Raw genomic sequence first — 15,145 nt, 5'->3', positions numbered from 1 at the left:
GCTACATTTCTCCCATGACACGTGACACACGACCGGCAACCCCCGCGTCCTCGGTAAGCCCGCTCGTCTCCCTCACGAACGTCAACAAGCACTTCGGCGACCTCCACGTCCTCCGCGACATCAACCTCAAGGTTGCGCGCGGTGAGGTGGTCGTGGTCATCGGGCCGTCCGGCTCGGGCAAGTCGACGCTGTGCAGGGCCATCAACCGCCTGGAGACGATCGACGACGGCGAGATCACCATCGACGGCAAGGTGCTGCCCGCCGAGGGCAAGGCTCTGGCCAAGCTCCGGGCCGACGTCGGCATGGTGTTCCAGTCCTTCAACCTGTTCGCCCACAAGTCGATCCTCGAGAACGTGACCCTCGGCCCCACGAAGGTCAAGGGGATGAAGGCCGGGGAGGCGAAGGATCTCGCGATGTCGCTGCTCAAGCGCGTCGGGGTGGACAACCAGGCGCAGAAGCTCCCGGCTCAGCTCTCCGGCGGCCAGCAGCAGCGGGTCGCGATCGCGCGGGCCCTCGCGATGCAGCCCAAGGTCATGCTCTTCGACGAGCCGACCTCCGCCCTGGATCCCGAGATGATCAACGAGGTCCTCGACGCCATGGTGTCGCTCGCCAAGGAGGGCATGACCATGATCGTCGTGACGCACGAGATGGGCTTCGCCCGCCGTGCCGCCGACCGCGTGATCTTCATGGCCGACGGGCAGATCATGGAGGAGGCGACTCCGGAGGAGTTCTTCACCAACCCGCAGAGCGATCGCGCCAAGGACTTCCTCGGCAAGATCCTCTCCCACTGACAGCTCCCGACCAGGCCGGGCACACCGGCCGTCGCAGCCTTTTATCGTCCATCCACACCTCGTACGTCACAGAGCCTCCCGGGGCCGCAACACTAGGAGATCCAATGCAGAGAACCCGATACGCAGCAGCCGCGGTGGCCGCCGTGGCCGCACTCACGCTGTCCGCCTGTGGCGGCGGAGACGCTCCTGAGGGCGAAGCGAGCGGCGAGGCCGGCGGCGAGCAGATCCGCATCGGTATCAAGTTCGACCAGCCCGGTCTCGGCTTCGACGAGGGAGGCTCCTACTCGGGCTTCGACGTCGACGTGGCGAAGTACGTCGCGAACGAGCTCGGGTACGGCGAGGACCAGATCGAATGGGTCGAGGCACCCTCGGCGAACCGCGAGAACCTCCTCACCAACGACCAGGTGGACATGATCTTCGCGACCTACTCCATCACGGACACCCGCAAGGAGACCGTGGCGTTCGCCGGACCGTACTTCGTGGCCGGCCAGGACCTCCTGGTGCGCGCGGACGACGACTCCATCAACGGGCCCGACGACCTCGAGGGCAAGAACCTCTGCTCCGTCACCGGCTCCACGTCCGCGCAGAAGATCAAGGACCAGTACGCCGGCGTGAACCTGGTGGAGCAGCCGAGCTACGCGGAGTGCGTGACGCTGATGGCGAGTGGCAGCATCGACGCCGCCACGACCGACGACATCATCCTGGCCGGCCTCGCCGCGCAGGAGTCCAACGCCGGACAGTTCCGTGTGGTCGGGGCGCCGTTCTCCGAGGAGAACTACGGAGTGGGCCTTCCCCAGGACAACACCGACTGCGAGGCCATCAACGAGGCGATCACCAAGATGATCGAGGAAGGCGCCTGGGAGGAAGCCATCACCCGCAACACCGAGGGTGCCGACTACACGTTCAACGCCGAGCTGAACCCCCCGACGCCCGAAGCCTGCGCCTGATCACCTGACTCATCGGTGGGGTCGCCCTGACGGGCGGCCCCACCGATGCCATGCAACGACACTCCCCGAAAGGAGGTGATCCGTGGAGAACTACCTGTCCCTGTTCGAGACGTACGACGTCCCGGCCGCGTTCTGGGTCAACATCCAGCTCACGTTCTGGGCTGCGATCTGGTCGCTCGTCCTCGGAACGGTCCTCGCGCTGTTCCGCATCTCCCCCATCGCCAGCCTGCAGTTCGTCGGCGCGTCCTACGTCAACATCTTCAGGAACACACCGCTGACCATCATCATCGCCTTCGGTGTGCTCGGGATGTTCGGTCAGCTCCAGGTGGTGCTGTCCGAGGACTTCGACCTCAACTTCTTCCGGCTGGCCGTCCTCGGCCTGTCCGTCTACCACGCGGCCTTCGTGTGCGAGGCGATCCGCAGCGGCGTGAACACCGTGCCGCTCGGCCAGGCCGAGGCAGCCCGCGCGATCGGCCTGAGCTTCCTCCCCGCGGCCCGGCTGGTCATCCTCCCGCAGGCCTTCCGCGGCGCGATCGCACCGCTCGGCAACGTCCTGATCGCTCTCATCAAGAACTCGACGGTCGCTGCGGCCGGGTCGGTGGCAACCGAGTCGTCCAGCCTCATGAAGACGATGATCGAGTTCGACAGCGATCTCGTGATCCCGATCTTCCTGACGTTCGCCCTCGGCTTCGTCATCATCGTCATACCCGTCGGCCTCCTCACCACCTGGGCCTCGAGAAAACTGGCGGTGGCTCGATGAGCGCGCAGCAGGTCCTCTTCGACGCCCCGGGCCCGAAGGCCAGGCGTTCCATCCTCATCGGCAACATCATCGGCGTCCTGCTCATCGCGGGGCTCCTCGCCTGGCTGCTGACCGTCCTCGCGGGAAAGGGTCAACTGGCCCCGGAGAAGTGGTCCCCGTTCCTCGAAGGGCGTTCGTGGGAGTTCTTCATCCTCCCCGGCCTCATCGAGGGGACCCTGCGTGCCGCGGCCATCGCCGTCGTCGCGTCCGTGGTCTTCGGGCTGGTGTTCGGCATGGCGCGCCTCGCGCACTTCACTCCGCTGCGGCTCGTCGCCGGGACCATCGTGGAGTTCCTCCGCGCCATCCCCGTGCTGCTCATGATGATCTTCCTCTGGCTCGCGTTCGGGCAGATCGACGCCATCACGGATCCGGCGTTCACCGCCGTCGTCGTCGCCCTGACCCTCTACAACGGATCGGTGATCGCCGAACTCATCCGGTCCGGTGTGCACGGACTGCCGAAGGGCCAGCGCGAGGCCGGCATGGCGATCGGCATGACGCCGATGCAGTCCCTGCGCAGCATCGAGGTGCCGCAGGCGCTCATCGCGATGCTGCCGGCACTCATCAGCCAGTTCATCGTGATCCTCAAGGACTCCGCGCTCGGCTACATCATCGGGTACTCCGAGCTCCTTCAGGGCGCCCGGCGGCTCGGCGTCGGCGAGGGCAACCTGCTGCAGGCGCTGCTGGTGGCCGCGGTGATCTTCATCCTCATCAACTTCGCGCTCTCGACCCTCGCCACGCGGCTCTCCCGGCTGCTCAGCTTCAGGGTCAGGGGCACCACCAAGACGGCGGCGAAGAACGTGGTACCCATGGACGCCTCGGCGACCTGACGGGTTCACTCCACTGGCGTGTACCAGGAAGGGCCCGGCACCTGTGCCGGGCCCTTCCTCGTCAGCACGTCCTGTGAGCGGTTCAGCAGGTGCCGGGACCGGTCAGGACAACCAGGTGGTCAGCGCGCCCAGGCAGGCACGGACGGCGTCCGCGTGGACGTGCTCGTCGTCCGTGTGCGCGAGGAGGGCATCCCCGGGGCCGAAGTTGACGGCCGGGACGCCGAGCGCGCTGAACCGCGCGACGTCCGTCCAGCCGTACTTGGGTTTCGGCGCCGCACCGACGGCCGCGACGAAGGCGGCCGCCGCCGGGTGGTTCAGTCCGGGTCGGGCACCGGCGGCCACATCGGTCAGCTCGACGGCGAAACCGTCGAGGAGCGCCCGCACGTACTCCTCCGCCTGCGCGGGGCTCTTGTCCGGCGCGAAGCGGTAGTTGACCTCGATGACGGTGCTGTCCGGGATCACGTTGCCCGCGGTGCCGCCGGAGATCCGGACGGCATTGAGGCTCTCCCGGTAGTCGAGGCCGTCCACGTGCACCGTCGCCGGCTCGTGGTCACGCAGGCGCACGAGGATCTCCGCCGCACCGTGGATGGCGTTGTCCCCCCGCCACGCCCGTGCGGAGTGCGCAGCCTTGCCCGTGACCCGTACGTCGAAGCGCGCGGTTCCGTTGCATCCGCCTTCGACCGTGCCGTCCGTCGGTTCGAGCAACACGGCGAAATCAGCGCGGAGCCACTCCGGGTGGCTCTCCGCCACGCGCCCGAGCCCGCTGAGCGAGGCCTCGACCTCCTCGTGGTCGTAGAAGATGAAGGTGATGTCCCTCGTGGGCTCCGTCAGGGCGGCCGCCAGTGCGAGCTGCACCGCGACGCCGCCCTTCATGTCCGTCGCTCCCCTGCCGTAGAGCACGTCCCCCTCCCAGGCGGACGGCACGGTTCCCCGGGAACCCGGCGCGGTGGGGAGGGGCACGGTGTCGAGGTGGCCGGCGAGGATCACCCGCTCGGCACGGCCGAGCCGCGTCCGCGCCATCACGCAGTCGCCGTCGCGCACCACCTCCAGGTGACCCTGTCGGCGGAGGGTGCGCTCGACGGCGTCCGCGATGGCCGCCTCGTTCCCCGAGACGCTCTGCAGGTCGAGCAGCTGCGCGGTGAGCAGCGCCACGTCGGTCGTCGGATCGAGGTCCGTGGAGGGTGTCCGGATCATGCTGCAACACTAACGCTCGGTAGAATGCACCCCATGACTTCTCCTGCGCCCAGCTCCCCCGCGCCCGGCGACACCCGTACCGCAGGAGGTCTCGGCCTCGCGACCGTCACCGCGGACGGCGTCGTGCTCGACACCTGGTTCCCGTCGCCCCATCTCGGCTCCCGTGACCAGGATGACGACGGCGCCGATGCCCTCCGCGACACGCTCGAGGCGCTCGCAGCCGCCGGGGTCGACAACGCCCGGAAGGTGACACGGCGCGTCGTCGACGTGTCGATCGATCTCGACCAGGCCCCGACCGGCATCGAGGACGCCTACCTGCGGCTGCACCTGCTCTCCCACCGCCTCGTGCAGCCGAACAGCATCAACCTCGACGGCATCTTCGGCCTCCTCTCCAACGTCGTGTGGACGAACCACGGGCCTGCGCGAGTGGACGACTTCGAGACCGTCCGCGCGGCCCTCCTGGCGCACGGACCGGTGACGGTCTACGGCGTCGACAAGTTCCCCCGCATGGTCGACTACGTGGTCCCGGCCGGCGTGCGCATCGCCGATGCCGACCGCGTCCGGCTGGGAGCGCACCTCGCGGCGGGAACCACCGTGATGCACGAGGGCTTCGTCAACTTCAACGCCGGCACCCTCGGCCACTCGATGGTGGAGGGCCGCATCTCGGCAGGAGTGGTGGTCGGTGACGGTTCCGACATCGGCGGTGGCGCCTCCATCATGGGTACGCTCTCGGGCGGTGGCACGGAGCGCATCACCCTCGGTCAGCGGTGCCTGCTGGGCGCCGAGGCGGGCGTCGGTATCTCCCTCGGCGACGACTGCGTGGTCGAGGCGGGCCTCTACCTGACGGCGGGTACCAAGGTGACGCTGCAGGACGGCTCCACCGTGAAGGCGAAGACGCTCTCGGGCGAGTCCGGCATCCTCTACCTCCGCAATTCCGTCACGGGGGCGGTCGAGGCGAGGCCGCGAACGGGCGAGGGCATCGCCCTGAACCCGGCCCTGCACGCCAACTGACGCATGGCCTCCAGGAGCAGCTCGCCGGCCCGTCGGAGACGACGCACGAGGACTGTCGTCATGCTCGCGTCCCTCACCGCCGTCGTCATCGGTGGTACGGCCCTCGCTGTGCGCCAGCTCGACGAGAGCGAGATCCTGGTGCGGGAGCGCTGCAGTGCCACCGTCGGCGCGGAGACGCACGAGCTCTCCCCCATCCAGGCCTCCAACGCGGCCCTGATCGCGGGCGTCGCGGTGAACCGCGGGCTGCCCGCGCGTGCCGCCTCCATCGCCATCGCGACGGCCATCCAGGAGTCCCGGCTCGAGAACATCGACTACGGTGACGACGCCGGGCCCGACTCACGCGGCCTGTTCCAGCAGCGCCCCTCGCAGGGCTGGGGTACGGAGGAGCAGGTCATGATGCCGATCTACGCGACCGGCGCCTTCTACGACGCGCTCGTCAAGGTACCGGGGTACGAGACCCTGCCGATCACCGAAGCGGCACAGACCGTGCAGCGCTCCGCCTACCCGGAGGCGTACGCGGACCACGAGCCCGAGGGCAGGGCCTTCGCCTCCGCACTCACCGGGAACTCACCGGCGGCCCTCGACTGCACCCTCCGGGAGCCGACGGGTACCGGGGACGCGCTCTCTGTCTCGGCGGCGGCCGAGGAGGTCTTCGGTCCGCTGGACACCGCCGCCGACGGCGACCGCCTGACCGTCAGGCTCGAGGGGACCGCGGGATGGGCCGCCGCGCAGTGGGCCGTCGCGAACGCCGGCACGCAGCACGTCACCTCCGTCTCCTACTCCGGGCTGCAGTGGGTCCGGGAGGACGGCGGCTGGTCGGCGGCGACCACGGACCCCGGCATCCTGACCATCGACGTGGCGGGCCTGACGCCGTGACCGCGCGCGACGTCCCGGGTGCGGTGGGCATCCTGCCGTCACCGGGCGTCACCGGGCGTCATCGGGCGCCAGCCGGCCTCACTGACGTCACCGGCTCTCAGGCCAGCATGCGGATGATCGGTTGCACGTAGCTGCGGAACGAGTGTTCGTCGTCGAACAGCTCCTGGCACATGAGCAGCGTGTGGGGTTCCACCCACCAGGCACGCCGGACTCCGAGCGGCAGCTCCACGACCTCGAGCGTGAAGTGCCGCGCACTCCGCCCGAGTTCCAGCTCGCGTTCCTGGACCATGCGGTCGAGCAGGTACTCGACGCTGCCCGCCCCGCGGGCGCCCACATGGAGCGCGTACTCCGCGCACCGCTCCTCCGCCCACGCCGTGGCTGCCCCGACATGGGCGCGCAGCAGGGTCTTCAGGGCCTCCATGCCGTCGAGCGCCTCGAACAGGGGCGGCAGCGGGAGCACGGCGTCGCTCACGCGGTGCCGCAGGAGGTTGTGCCACCACGCCTCCCACTCGACGCGGAGGGCGGCCCGGCCGCCCACCCGCTCCGCGATACGCCGCGTGTCGACGGGCCGGACCGTCGGGACCACGGGCGGCAGGGCCGGGCGTCCGACGCCGCGCAGACCCGCGCAGTCCCGCAGGTACAGCGCCTCGAGGAGCACTGCGGACGTGTCCACGACGAAGTGCTCGGTGGACGTGGGATCGGAGTACGTCATGGCTCCCCTCGGGCCGGACGGACGGACGGCACCGGCCGAACTGAGTACAGGGTAAACCCGGCATGCCCCCGCCCTCCAGAGCCTGGTGCTCCTCAGTCCTAGGATGGGACCATGAAGATCCTCGTCACCGGTGGCAGCGGCTACATCGGTTCCCACACGGTCCTGACCCTGCTCGAACACGGGCACGACGTCGTCGTCGTCGACAACCTGCTGAACTCCACGGAGACCGCGCTGCAGCGCGTCGCCACCCTCGCGGGGCGGGCTCCCACCTTCCACCAGGCGGACCTCCTCGACGAGGCGAGGCTGCGCGAGATCTTCGCGGCGGAGTCCGTGGACGCCGTGATCCACTTCGCGGGGCTGAAGGCCGTGGGCGAGTCCGTCGCGAAGCCGCTGTACTACTACCACAACAACGTGGGCGGCACCCTGAACCTGCTGCGCGTGATGGACGACGCCGGCGTGCGCACGCTCGTGTTCAGCTCCTCGGCCACGGTGTACGGGGCCTCCGAGGAGGTGCCGCTGACGGAGAAGCTGCCCCTCGACGCCGTGAACCCCTACGGGCGCACGAAGGAGCAGATCGAGGACATCCTGTCCGACCTCGGCGCTGCGGACGGGCGCTGGACCATCGCCCTGCTGCGGTACTTCAACCCGGTGGGCGCCCATGCCTCGGGCACCATCGGCGAGGACCCGACCGGCATCCCGAACAACCTCCTGCCGTTCGTGGCCCAGGTGGCCGTGGGACGGCGGGAGAAGGTGCTGGTGTTCGGCAACGACTACCCGACGCCGGACGGCACGGGCGTCCGCGACTACATCCACGTGGTGGACCTCGCCGCCGGGCACCTCGCAGCGCTCGACTACCTCGTGGCCCACGGCGGGGTGCACACCTGGAACCTCGGGACCGGGAACGGCTCCTCGGTCCTCGAGGTGCTCACCGCGTTCTCCGCGGCCGTGGGACGAGGCATCCCGTACGAGTTCGCGCCGCGCCGCCCCGGTGACGCCGCCGTCAGCTACGCCGACCCGTCGTCGGCCCTCGCCGACCTCGGGTGGTCCGCCACGCGCACCCTCGCGGAGATGTGCGAGGACCACTGGCGCTGGCAGAAGAACAACCCGCAGGGCTACGCGACGGCCTGAGCACGAGGGCACACCAACGCTGCGTGACGGTTCTGGTGGACCCTTCGCCCCCACGAACGACGGCGGCCGCCCACCTGCAGGTGGGCGGCCGCCGTCGTCCTCGGGTGGACCGGGTCAGTTGGCCGGGTAGTGGCGCTCGCCCTCACCCGTGTACAGCTGGCGAGGGCGCCCGATCTTCGTCTGGGGGTCCTGCATCATCTCGCGCCACTGGGCGATCCAGCCCGGGAGGCGCCCGATGGCGAACAGCACGGTGAACATCTTCTCCGGGAAGCCCATGGCCTTGTAGATGAGGCCCGTGTAGAAGTCGACGTTCGGGTAGAGCTTCCGCTCGATGAAGTAGTCGTCCGCGAGGGCCTTCTCCTCGAGCCGCATCGCGATGTCGAGCAGTTCGTCGTTGCCGCCGAGCTTGCTCAGGATGTCGTGGGCCGTGGCCTTGACGATCTTCGCGCGGGGATCGTAGTTCTTGTAGACACGGTGCCCGAAGCCCATGAGCTTCACGCCGTCTTCCTTGTTCTTGACCTTCTCCATGAAGTCCTCGGGCTGCATGCCCTTGGCCTGGATGTCGCGCAGCATGTTCAGCACGGCCTCGTTGGCACCGCCGTGCAGCGGACCGAACAGGGCGTTGATCCCCGCCGAGACGGAGGCGAACATGTTCGCGTTGGAGCTGCCCACGAGCCGCACGGTCGAGGTGGAGCAGTTCTGCTCGTGGTCGGCGTGCAGGATGAGCAGCAGGTCGAGGGCCTTGACCATCATCGGGTCGAGGTCGTAGGGCTCGGCCGGCAGACCGAAGGAGAGCCGCAGGAAGTTCTCCACGAGGTTCATGGAGTTGTCCGGGTAGAGCATCGGCTGGCCGATGGACTTCTTGTGCGCATACGCCGCGATGACGGGCAGCTTGGCCATGAGGCGGAACGTCGAGAGCTCCACCTGCTCGTCGTCGAACGGGTCCAGGGAGTCCTGGTAGAACGTGGACAGCGCCGAGACCGCCGAGGACAGCACGGGCATGGGGTGGGCGTCCCGCGGGAAGCCTCCGAAGAAGCCCTTGAGCTCCTCGTGCAGGAGCGTGTGGCGACGGATCCGCCCGTCGAACCCGGTGAGCTGCTCGGGTGTGGGCAGGTTCCCGTAGATGAGCAGGTAGGAGACCTCGAGGAAGCTCGAGTTCTTCGCCAGCTCCTCGATCGGGTAGCCGCGGTACCGCAGGATCCCCGCGTCGCCGTCGATGTAGGTGATGGCCGACGTCGTCGCGGCGGTGTTCATGAAGCCGGGGTCGAAGGTGACCTGACCCGTCTGCTTCAGCAGTTTCGAGACGTCGTAGCCGTTGTTGCCCTCGACGGCGGGCACCAGCGGCAGGCTCAGCTCGCCACCGGCGTAGTGCAGGGACGCAGCATTCTGCTCGGTCATTGACTCTCCTTCAGGAGCGGGAGCGGGGCGGGGCCCCGATCATCTTCGCAGGAGGACACGCGTCACTCCGGACAGCACGGTTCGGTCCAAACGCTACCGTCACAGGGTCCTGATCACTAATTCCCGGCACCCGAAGACCGGGCTGATCGGTCTACGGCTGCGCCTCGGATGGCTGCGCGGGTGCGGGCGCGGATCAGCGCTCGGCTGAGGCGAGGCGGGCGACGGCGGCCTCGATCCTCTCGTCGGAGCCGGTCAGGGCCACGCGCACGAAGCCGTTGCCGGCATCACCGTAGAAGGTGCCAGGACCCGCGAGGATCCCGAGCCCGGCGAGCCATGCGATGGTGTCCCACGTGGGCCTGCCGTCCGATGCCCAGAGGTACAGACCCGCGGCTGACCCGTGCAGGGTGAACCCGGCGCCCTCGAGCGCGGGGATCAACTGCGCGCGGCGACGGCGGTAGACGTCCTTCTGGCCCGCCACGTGCGCGTCGTCCCCGAGCGCCACGCGCATGGCCTCCTGCACGGGGTAGGGCACGATCATCCCGGCGTGCTTCCGCGAGTTCACGAGGTTGGCGATAATCGCGGGGTCCCCCGCCGTGAAGGCGGCCCGGTAGCCGGCGAGGTTCGACTGCTTGCTGAGCGAGTACACGGCCAGGAGCAGCTCGTGCGAGCCGCCCGTCACGCGGGGATCGAGCACGCTCGGTACGGCCTCGCCGCCCTCGGCGGGGTCCCAGGCGCCCCAGCCGAGCTCTCCGTAGCACTCGTCGGAGGCGACGACGGCCCCGAGCGCCCGGGCGTCGTCCACGATGGCCTTGAGGGCGTCGACCCCGAGGACGTCACCGGTCGGATTACCCGGTGAGTTGATCCAGACCAGGCGCACACGCGCGCGGATCTCGTCCGTGAGATCCGCGAGGGAGTCGGCTGCAACCGGAGTGGCTCCGGCGAGGTGCGCACCGACGTCGTAGGTGGGGTACGCGACGGTGGGGCGGACGACGACGTCGCCCTGCCGCAGCCCGAGCAGGAGCGGGAGCCAGGCCACGAGTTCCTTCGAGCCGACGGTCGGCAGGACGTCCTTCGGATCGACGCCGGGGACCGACCTGCGGCGCTCGAACCAGGCTGCGATCGCCTCGCGCAGCGCGAGGGTGCCGTGGGTGGTGGGGTATCCGTGAGCGTCGGCGGCACCGGCGAGCGCCTGCTGCAGGAGCTCGGGCGTCGGATCAACAGGTGTGCCGATCGAGAGATCCACGATCCCGTCGCGGTGCCGGGCGGCGATCTCCCGGTACGGGACCATCGCATCCCACGGGTAGTCGGGCAGGTGCAGCCCGAAGGGCGCGCCGACCGTCACCTACGCGGGCTGGTTCTGGGGCGGCAGGGCCGCGATGATCGGGTGGTCGAAGCCGGCGTTACCGACCTTCGCGGCGCCGCCGGGCGAGCCGAGGGCTGATCCGGAGGGCGCGGGGACGTCGAAGAACTCGACGTTCGCCTTGTAGTACTCCGCCCACTGCTCGGGGGTGTCGTCCTCGTAGTAGATCGCCTCGACCGGGCAGACCGGTTCACACGCGCCGCAGTCCACGCACTCGTCGGGCTGGATGTAGAGCGACCGCTCGCCCTCGTAGATGCAGTCGACAGGGCACTCCTCGATGCAGGCCTTGTCCTTGACATCCACGCAGGGCTGCGCGATTACGTAGGTCACTTCCCACGCCTTTCCTTGTGACTGGGGTCGGCTGGCGCACCGTCGGTACTCCGACCAGCTTAACCCAACCCTCCGACGCGTCAGGACCACCGGTGGGCTCGCAGACGGCTACCCGGCGTCCTGACCGGTGCCGCCCCGGGCACGGTCCGGAGGCCACGAGGGCGGAGGTCGGGGCCCCTAGGCTGGGAGCATGCCGTCAGCCATCGAACTCCTCACCTCGCTCCCCCTCGGGACGCGGGTGGTGGTACGGCGTCGCATCGACGGAGGATGGACGGACTCCCTCGGGGACCTCGTGGCCCGGGACTCGTCGTCCTGCACCGTCCGCACGCGGCGGGGGGACGACGTCGTGCTCCTCGCCGACGTCGCGTCCGCGAAGCCCGTACCGCCCGCGCCGGAACGCCGCGCACCACGACGCTGACCGTCCCGCGGGACGCCCTGCAGTGATTGGGAGCGTCAATCGAAGAGCTCGCCCCCCGTACAATCGACGCATGGACATGGACGAGGACCTCCAGGCTCGCGGACGGGCGCTCAGCTCCCCCGTCCGCCTCCGCATCCTCCGCCTCTGCCTGCACAGGCCGCGGACCAACAAGGAGATCGCCGAGACGCTGGACCTCAATCCTGCGACCGCCCTGCACCACGTGAGGACCCTGCTCTCCACCGGGTTCCTCGCGGCGGAGCAGCCGCGCACCGGGAACCGCGGCGCGAAGGAGATCCCGTACCGCGCCACCGGCCTCAGCTGGCGCAGCCGCATGCCGAACTCGGCCCCCGTCCTCGTGGAGACCTTCCTGCAGGAGATCGAGGGATTGCAGCCCTCGGAGATCGACGTGTGGCGGCTCGGTGTGAAACTCAACGACGAGCACCGCGCGGAGCTCATGGGGCGCGTGCGCGAGGTCTTCGAGGACTACGTGCGCCGCGGGCCCGACGAGGACGGCACGGCCACCTCGATCATGCTCGCGCACCACCTCGACCGCACGGCCGACTGACCCACTGACACACGCTGCCCAGAGCGCGATACGGGCCGCGCCGAGGGTGCCTGCGCCTTCGTTGCACCTGCTGTCCGGCCGCCGACACCCCTACCGACGGGATGACCGACGCAGCACGACGGCGCCGAGGGCGACGGCCACGAGCGTCACCACGAGCACCCCGAACAGCCAGACGTTGCCCGCGACGGCCACCGCGGGTGCGGCCTCGGAGGACCCGGTGAGGATGAGCGTCTTCGACGACGCCGACGACAGCAGCGCGACGACGCCGTAGGCGACACCACCCGCGAAGGCCGTCATGATCACGTTCTTCGCCCACAACCCGCAGTACAGGAAGAGGCTTCCGGCCAGGATCAGTGCCGCGACGGCTCCTACCTGCAGCTGTGACCCGCCGACGGACAGCAGCTGACCGTGGAGGAGCGTCCCGAACACGCCTCCCGCCACGCCTGCCGCGAGGCTGCCGAGGATCGCCGTGCGGCGTCCGGGTACCACTCCGTCCGCTGCTGGCGGTCCGGTGCGACCGATATCGACAGCACCGGGTACCCCCGCTCCCGTGCGATGCCCCTCGGCGGCCGCCGTCAGCGGTGTCCCGGCGTCCGCCGTTCCGGATGCTTCGGAGGCCGCCGTGAGCGGTGTGCCTGCGTCCCCCGGGAACGACGAACGCCGGCCCTCCCCTGCTGGGGAGGCACCGGCGTCGTCGTCTGTCATCGGGGTGCTGGGGCTAAGCGGATCAGGCGCGGGCGCGTGAACGCGAGGCGCGCATGCGCTCGTTGGCGTCGAGGATGACCTTCCGGATGCGGATGGTCTCCGGAGTGACCTCCACGCACTCGTCCTCGCGGGCGAATTCGAGGGATTCCTCGAGCGTGAGGTTGCGCGGCGGGGTCAGGTTCTCGAAGGTGTCCGAGGAAGCCGCACGCATGTTGGTGAGCTTCTTCTCCTTCGTGATGTTGACGTCCATGTCATCGGCGCGCGAGTTCTCGCCGACGATCATGCCCTCGTACACCTCGGAGGTGGGCTGCACGAAGAACGAGCCGCGCTCCTGCAGGTTGATCATCGCGAACGGGGTCACGACGCCGGAGCGGTCGGCGATCATCGAACCGTTGGTGCGGTACTCGATGTCACCGGCCCACGGCTCGTAGCCCTCGGAGATGGACGCGGCGATACCGGCGCCGCGCGTGTCTGTCAGGAAGCGGGTGCGGAAGCCGATCAGGCCGCGGGCGGGCACGATGAACTCCATGCGGACCCAGCCCGTACCGTGGTTCGCCATGTTGGTCATGCGACCCTTGCGGGCTGCCATGAGCTGCGTGACGCCGCCCAGGTACTCCTCGGGGACGTCGATGGTCATGTGCTCCATCGGCTCGTGGATCTTGCCGTCGACGGTCCGGGTGACGACCTGCGGCTTGCCGACCGTGAGCTCGAAGCCCTCGCGTCGCATCTGCTCCACGAGGATGGCCAGCGCGAGCTCGCCACGTCCCTGGACCTCCCACGCATCGGGACGCGCGGTGGGCAGCACGCGGAGCGAGACGTTGCCGATGAGCTCCTTGTCGAGGCGGTCCTTGACCTGGCGGGCCGTGACCTTGGCGCCCTTAACCTTGCCGGCCAGCGGCGAGGTGTTGATACCGATGGTGACGGAGATCGCCGGGTCGTCGACCGTGATCAGCGGCAGCGGCTGCGGGTTGTCGACGTCGGTCAGGGTCTCACCGATGGTGATGCCCTCGATACCGGCGACGGCGACGATCTCACCCGGGCCCGCGGACTCGGTGGGCACGCGGTCGAGCGCCTTCGTGGCGAGCAGTTCGGTGATCTTGACGGTCTTCAGCTCGCCGTTCTGGCGGGCCCAGGCAACGGTCTGGCCCTTGCGGAGCGTGCCGTTGAAGATCCGGAGGAGGGCGAGGCGGCCGAGGAACGGCGAGGCGTCGAGGTTGGTGACGTGTGCCTGCAGGACGCCGTTCGGGTTGTAGCGGGGCGCGGGGATGTGGTCGATGATCGTCTGGAACAGGGGCTCCAGGTTGTCGTTCGACGGCGCGCTGCCGTTCTCGGGCTGCTCGATGGAGGCGGCGCCCACGCGTGCTGCGGCGTAGACCACCGGCACGTTGAGGATCAGGTCGAGGTCGAGGTCGGGGACCTCGTCGGCGAGGTCGGACGCGAGGCCGAGGAGCAGGTCCATCGACTCGCTGACGACCTCCTCGATGCGGGAGTCCGGGCGGTCGGTCTTGTTGACCAGCAGGATCACGGGGAGCTTCGCCGCCAGGGCCTTGCGGAGCACGAAGCGCGTCTGGGGCAGCGGGCCCTCGGACGCGTCGACGAGGAGCACGACGCCGTCCACCATGGACAGGCCGCGCTCCACCTCGCCGCCGAAGTCGGCGTGGCCGGGGGTGTCGATGACGTTGATGGTGATGGTCTCGCCCTTGGCGGCCGGGCCGTCGTAGAACACCGTGGTGTTCTTCGCGAGGATGGTGATGCCCTTCTCGCGCTCGAGGTCACCCGAATCCATGACGCGGTCGGCGACGTCGCCGTGGGACGCGAACGAATTGGTCTGCTTCAGCATGGCGTCGACCAGGGTCGTCTTTCCGTGGTCAACGTGCGCCACGATGGCTACGTTGCGGAGGTCGCTGCGAACAGCGGTGTTGCCTGTGGTTTCGGACATGCGTGAGTACTCAATTCGATAACTACTGCAGGGAGTATGGTGGCGGCTACAGCGCTCGCCCTGTCCCCATTCTAGGGGCTGCGGAAAAACCGACCTAATGCGCCTGTCTACGGGCACTCAGGGCGTCCTGAACGAACCGCAACGG

Annotated in this window: 16 protein-coding genes; 9 read left to right on the top strand and 7 right to left on the bottom strand. The window is 69.1% G+C overall.

What is annotated here, in order from left to right:
* Positions 1-14 precede the first annotated feature (14 nt).
* From AC4D12_RS04270 to AC4D12_RS04255, 4 genes are all read left to right on the top strand, one after another.
* On the top strand, positions 15-791 hold the full coding sequence (locus AC4D12_RS04270; protein WP_490948656.1) for an amino acid ABC transporter ATP-binding protein: 777 nt from the start codon (positions 15-17) through the stop codon (positions 789-791).
* Between the two features lie 104 nt (positions 792-895).
* Complete coding sequence (locus AC4D12_RS04265; RefSeq protein ID WP_490948655.1) at positions 896-1,738, top strand: glutamate ABC transporter substrate-binding protein; 843 nt, start codon at positions 896-898, stop codon at positions 1,736-1,738.
* 82 nt (positions 1,739-1,820) lie between these two features.
* Positions 1,821-2,498 carry an amino acid ABC transporter permease gene (locus AC4D12_RS04260; protein WP_490948654.1) on the top strand — a complete coding sequence of 226 codons (678 nt, stop codon included), beginning with the start codon at positions 1,821-1,823 and terminating at the stop codon, positions 2,496-2,498.
* The gene (locus tag AC4D12_RS04255) at positions 2,495-3,364 is read left to right on the top strand and encodes an amino acid ABC transporter permease (RefSeq protein WP_490948653.1); all 870 of its coding nucleotides are present in this window, start codon (positions 2,495-2,497) and stop codon (positions 3,362-3,364) included. Before AC4D12_RS04260 ends, AC4D12_RS04255 begins: the two co-directional genes overlap by 4 nt.
* A 102-nt stretch (positions 3,365-3,466) precedes the next feature.
* On the opposite strand, the gene dapE is transcribed toward AC4D12_RS04255, so the two are convergent.
* A complete protein-coding gene (gene dapE, locus AC4D12_RS04250) occupies positions 3,467-4,558 on the bottom strand; it encodes a succinyl-diaminopimelate desuccinylase (protein ID WP_490948652.1) in 1,092 nt (363 codons plus the stop codon).
* A 33-nt stretch (positions 4,559-4,591) separates the two neighbouring features.
* On the opposite strand from dapE, the gene dapD reads away from it, so the two are divergent.
* Both dapD and AC4D12_RS04240 read left to right on the top strand, forming a co-directional pair.
* Positions 4,592-5,569 carry a 2,3,4,5-tetrahydropyridine-2,6-dicarboxylate N-succinyltransferase gene (dapD, locus tag AC4D12_RS04245; RefSeq protein WP_490948651.1) on the top strand — a complete coding sequence of 326 codons (978 nt, stop codon included), beginning with the start codon at positions 4,592-4,594 and terminating at the stop codon, positions 5,567-5,569.
* Positions 5,570-5,629: 60 nt separating this feature from the next.
* Positions 5,630-6,445 carry a hypothetical protein gene (locus tag AC4D12_RS04240; RefSeq protein WP_490948650.1) on the top strand — a complete coding sequence of 272 codons (816 nt, stop codon included), beginning with the start codon at positions 5,630-5,632 and terminating at the stop codon, positions 6,443-6,445.
* A 97-nt stretch (positions 6,446-6,542) separates the two neighbouring features.
* On the opposite strand, the gene AC4D12_RS04235 is transcribed toward AC4D12_RS04240, so the two are convergent.
* Positions 6,543-7,157, bottom strand: coding sequence for a hypothetical protein (locus AC4D12_RS04235; RefSeq protein ID WP_490948649.1), 615 nt, complete (start codon positions 7,155-7,157; stop codon positions 6,543-6,545).
* A gap of 111 nt (positions 7,158-7,268) precedes the next feature.
* Here AC4D12_RS04235 and galE point away from each other — a divergent pair, with 111 nt between their 5' ends.
* Positions 7,269-8,285: a UDP-glucose 4-epimerase GalE gene (gene galE, locus AC4D12_RS04230; protein ID WP_490948648.1), complete on the top strand. Its 1,017-nt coding sequence runs from the start codon at positions 7,269-7,271 to the stop codon at positions 8,283-8,285.
* A 114-nt stretch (positions 8,286-8,399) separates the two neighbouring features.
* Here the strand turns inward: galE and AC4D12_RS04225 are convergent, their stop codons facing one another.
* From AC4D12_RS04225 to fdxA, 3 genes are all read right to left on the bottom strand, one after another.
* Complete coding sequence (locus AC4D12_RS04225) at positions 8,400-9,683, bottom strand: citrate synthase (protein WP_490948647.1); 1,284 nt, start codon at positions 9,681-9,683, stop codon at positions 8,400-8,402.
* Between the two features lie 193 nt (positions 9,684-9,876).
* Positions 9,877-11,025, bottom strand: a complete 1,149-nt coding sequence (gene dapC, locus AC4D12_RS04220; protein ID WP_490948646.1) for a succinyldiaminopimelate transaminase — start codon at positions 11,023-11,025, stop codon at positions 9,877-9,879.
* Positions 11,026-11,373, bottom strand: a complete 348-nt coding sequence (gene fdxA, locus AC4D12_RS04215) for a ferredoxin (protein WP_490948645.1) — start codon at positions 11,371-11,373, stop codon at positions 11,026-11,028.
* Positions 11,374-11,563: 190 nt separating this feature from the next.
* Between fdxA and AC4D12_RS04210 the strand changes: the two genes are divergently transcribed.
* Positions 11,564-11,791 (top strand): putative acetyltransferase, encoded by a 228-nt coding sequence (locus tag AC4D12_RS04210; RefSeq protein ID WP_490948644.1) that lies wholly within the window; start codon positions 11,564-11,566, stop codon positions 11,789-11,791.
* Positions 11,792-11,861: 70 nt separating this feature from the next.
* Positions 11,862-12,356 carry an ArsR/SmtB family transcription factor gene (locus AC4D12_RS04205; protein WP_490948643.1) on the top strand — a complete coding sequence of 165 codons (495 nt, stop codon included), beginning with the start codon at positions 11,862-11,864 and terminating at the stop codon, positions 12,354-12,356.
* Between the two features lie 90 nt (positions 12,357-12,446).
* On the opposite strand, the gene AC4D12_RS04200 is transcribed toward AC4D12_RS04205, so the two are convergent.
* Together AC4D12_RS04200 and typA are read right to left on the bottom strand one after the other, a co-directional pair.
* Positions 12,447-13,061 carry a hypothetical protein gene (locus tag AC4D12_RS04200; RefSeq protein ID WP_490948642.1) on the bottom strand — a complete coding sequence of 205 codons (615 nt, stop codon included), beginning with the start codon at positions 13,059-13,061 and terminating at the stop codon, positions 12,447-12,449.
* Positions 13,062-13,083: 22 nt separating this feature from the next.
* A complete protein-coding gene (gene typA / locus AC4D12_RS04195) occupies positions 13,084-15,000 on the bottom strand; it encodes a translational GTPase TypA (RefSeq protein ID WP_490948641.1) in 1,917 nt (638 codons plus the stop codon).
* Positions 15,001-15,145: the final 145 nt, after the last annotated feature.

Source organism: Arthrobacter sp. TJ-266, assembly GCF_058269115.1.
The sequence above is the reverse complement of the archived record's forward strand: the minus strand, read 5'-3'. Positions and strand labels throughout refer to the sequence as shown.

Bases quoted from the DNA above. Each gene is read 5' to 3' on its own strand.
- AC4D12_RS04270 (WP_490948656.1), top strand. From the start codon at position 15: ATGACACGTGACACACGACCGGCAACCCCCGCGTCCTCGGTAAGCCCG.
- AC4D12_RS04265 (WP_490948655.1), top strand. From the start codon at position 896: ATGCAGAGAACCCGATACGCAGCAGCCGCGGTGGCCGCCGTGGCCGCA.
- AC4D12_RS04255 (WP_490948653.1), top strand. From the start codon at position 2,495: ATGAGCGCGCAGCAGGTCCTCTTCGACGCCCCGGGCCCGAAGGCCAGG.
- dapE (WP_490948652.1), bottom strand. From the start codon at position 4,558: ATGATCCGGACACCCTCCACGGACCTCGATCCGACGACCGACGTGGCG.
- dapD (WP_490948651.1), top strand. From the start codon at position 4,592: ATGACTTCTCCTGCGCCCAGCTCCCCCGCGCCCGGCGACACCCGTACC.
- AC4D12_RS04240 (WP_490948650.1), top strand. From the start codon at position 5,630: ATGCTCGCGTCCCTCACCGCCGTCGTCATCGGTGGTACGGCCCTCGCT.
- AC4D12_RS04235 (WP_490948649.1), bottom strand. From the start codon at position 7,157: ATGACGTACTCCGATCCCACGTCCACCGAGCACTTCGTCGTGGACACG.
- galE (WP_490948648.1), top strand. From the start codon at position 7,269: ATGAAGATCCTCGTCACCGGTGGCAGCGGCTACATCGGTTCCCACACG.
- AC4D12_RS04225 (WP_490948647.1), bottom strand. From the start codon at position 9,683: ATGACCGAGCAGAATGCTGCGTCCCTGCACTACGCCGGTGGCGAGCTG.
- AC4D12_RS04210 (WP_490948644.1), top strand. From the start codon at position 11,564: ATGCCGTCAGCCATCGAACTCCTCACCTCGCTCCCCCTCGGGACGCGG.
- AC4D12_RS04205 (WP_490948643.1), top strand. From the start codon at position 11,862: ATGGACATGGACGAGGACCTCCAGGCTCGCGGACGGGCGCTCAGCTCC.
- AC4D12_RS04200 (WP_490948642.1), bottom strand. From the start codon at position 13,061: ATGACAGACGACGACGCCGGTGCCTCCCCAGCAGGGGAGGGCCGGCGT.
- typA (WP_490948641.1), bottom strand. From the start codon at position 15,000: ATGTCCGAAACCACAGGCAACACCGCTGTTCGCAGCGACCTCCGCAAC.